Origin of the sequence: Marivita sp., from assembly GCF_022763305.1 — a bacterium.
In the GTDB taxonomy this organism is placed as follows: domain Bacteria; phylum Pseudomonadota; class Alphaproteobacteria; order Rhodobacterales; family Rhodobacteraceae; genus Marivita.
Map to the genome: position 1 here is coordinate 1 of NZ_JALEGT010000018.1, position 2,800 is coordinate 2,800.

Annotated in this window: 2 protein-coding genes; both read right to left on the bottom strand. The window is 55.7% G+C overall.

Features of this window, described 5'->3' with window-relative positions:
- Nucleotides 1–127: 127 nt before the first annotated feature.
- Complete coding sequence (locus tag MRY75_RS03335) at nt 128–1,150, bottom strand: ParB N-terminal domain-containing protein (RefSeq protein ID WP_037207731.1); 1,023 nt, start codon at nt 1,148–1,150, stop codon at nt 128–130.
- A complete protein-coding gene (locus MRY75_RS03340) occupies nt 1,147–2,502 on the bottom strand; it encodes a ParA family protein (RefSeq protein ID WP_009804235.1) in 1,356 nt (451 codons plus the stop codon). Before MRY75_RS03340 ends, MRY75_RS03335 begins: the two co-directional genes overlap by 4 nt.
- Between the last annotated feature and the right edge of the window lie 298 nt (nt 2,503–2,800).

A 2,800-nucleotide genomic window follows, 5' to 3' on the forward strand; every position in this document is an offset into this window, starting at 1 on the left:
GACCAAACCATTAAGATCAGCTCTCAGGCCACACCGCTTGGGGGCTTTTCTTTTGCCTTTATTTCGATTGTCGTTCCTTTTTGCTCCTTGCCTCGTCGTTCTGGAGGATATGTCGCTGACATTGTCGTCAGTCGGTTTCCTTCCCCGAACCTTCGGCGCTCAAGTAGTCGGCGACTAAATCTCCGAGCTTCTCGAGACGCTCTTGGTCTATCGGCACACCTGCAACCTTGATGGATAGGTTTCCATCGACTGAAGTCGCCGAAAGATTTCGGTTGCCCACCTTGCGTTTGACCGTGAGCTTTCTGGGCTTTGCCTTCGGTTTGAGCTTGGGTTTGTTCACCCTCTCCAAGCTCGCTAAGGCTCCCTGCAAATCACGAAAGCTCATGTCGTAGACATTCTTGAACGCGTTCAAGATTTGATCCTGCGCAGCGAAGACAGACCTCGCTCGTGAGACTAGGCTCTCATGCACGCCAATTTTCTTTGCGAAGGCCACAGCTGTCAGCTTGTCTGCCCCAGAAGCCAACGTTTCATACATTTCACCAATCGAAACCAAACGCTCAAATGGGCTAAGATTCTCGCGCTCCTCATTCTCGCGGAACCGCAGAAACAACATCTCAAACTTGCTGTTCTCGGCGTTTCGCGCTTCCGGCGAAGCGAGGATTGCACGAAGAGGTAAACCCAACTCCGACGCGGCCGCCAGTCGGCGGCGTCCTGTAAGCATGACAAATGGAACACCAGTGACGTTCGACGGCTCCAACGGATCCGGCTCCCAATCCGGATCCTCGGGCCACACCAGAATGGGTGTGTCCTGCCCGTTCGAGGCAATGCTGTTTACCAGAGACCTGAATGCTTCCTGGGACATCCAGTCTTGACGGCGGTCTGTCCCCATCGGATCTGATATCTGGTCTGGCGACAGGCTTATTTCGTGGCGGCCGTTTAAGATATCCGAACAAAGCTCAGCTCTGCTTCGCTCCACAGCGGCTTGCGATTGCGCAAGCGCCCCTGATTTCCAAGCACTGCCGGCCCCCTTGAAAGGAGTAGAAACAGCGTCGCCCGTTTCTGCCCGGCCTTCGGGACCGGGCGTGCGCTCCTTGGATGTGTCGGGACTAGTAGCCTTGCTGACCAGCGACCTTGGAATACTGCGTTTCATGCTTCACCCTCGCCGTCATCTTCATAGAACTCGTCCATCCATGTATTGGCATAACCGCGTTCGAAGCCCGGCCAGAGTCGCGATACTATGGCGTCGTTAACCGCATCGGCATTCGTGATGAACCGGTTGATCCCCTTGCGTTTTCCCGGCGTGTCCGGCTCATATTCGTATACGGATTGATAAACGTCTGACGCATTCGAGATTGCGTCGGAACGCAGATAAAACACCGGCAGAATTTCCGTGGGGCAGTGTTCCAGCAGGTTTCCGATGTGGTTTAGATCCTGCGCATTGGATCGTTGGACGATCGTCGGCAACAGCATGTTGGCACCAGTTCCTATTTCGATCCGTTCATGGGCCAGAATATGCTGAAGCATCCCCAGCAGGCCGGTCACAAAGGTCGACAGCGTTGCGATGTCAAACCCCTTCATGGTTTGCGGGATGACCAGCGAAGTCGACGCAATCACGTTATTCAGCTGGAAAAGTGTCAACGCAGGCTGATAGTCGATGATGATGACATCGAGGGTCTCGGTCAGCGCAGCGTTCAGTCGCTGCTGATCGACCTTGCCCTCGACTACCAATTCGTTGGGCAGCGTTTTTGGCGGGTGGCCCGCTTTCCAGCGATCAAGGGCATCGCGCAGGTAGCGATAGAAGCTCTTTCCGGCGGGGGCCTCTCGCACAAGGCGCGCAATCTGGATCTCTCCCTCAGACGTTTCGCCATGTGCCGGCAGCAGACGCAGCCCCGGCCAGGAGGTCTTTAGAAAGAAGCTGTCGAGCGTCTGCGCATCGTGATCAGTGTATGGCGCATCTTCCGACTGGAAGAGGCCGGCAAAGTCCACCATGGAGGCGGTGTTTTCGTCGGGCATCTGGGGAAGACCTTCACCCCCGACAAAGTAGAGCGTTATCGTGCTTTGCGGGTCTGCATCCATGACACCAACGCGCATGCCGTAATGCAAGCTGAGATACTGCGCAAAATGCGCGGCGCTCAGGCTCTTAGCCGTGCCCCCTTTCTGGCTGGCAAACGAGATGACGGGTAAGGGGGCGTCGGGTTTGCGCCAGGCTAGGTAGTCGTAGGGCCGCTTTGCCGAGGCCGCCAGAAGGGCCCGCATGTGCATCAATTCGGAAAGCGTGAAAACACGCTCTCTTCCAACATATTCGCCCGCGGGAAAGTCGTCGCTCGAATTGGCGAACTTGGTTAGATACTGAATACTGACGTTCATAAACCTTGCGCACTGGCGCATTGACCACGTGCGCTTGATGCGCTGACGCAAGGTGAGTTCCTTGTTCACTGCCACCATCGTGCGCTCAAGCCCACGTGACAGGTCCGTCAAAAACTGTTCTAGACTACCGCTCATTCCTAAGCCCTGACTTCGGTTGGGTCCGAGTTCGACTCGATTCTGCTTCTATGGTAGCACGGTTTTGGAGGAAAAATAAAGATACCACGCGCCTATGAGTTTCAGGCGCTTATTTAGAAGCTCCACCACCCCTAAAACTCCAATCTTGAACGCGTTCAAGATTGGAGTCTTGATGGGCCGGTCGGTGGAGAACCGACCGGCCTTAGCCGTCACGCGGCGTCTTTGGGACCCCAGGGGATGACGGCCTGCAGGGACAGATCGTCCTGGTTCGCGGCCTTGCCGAGGTTGGCGTTGAAGC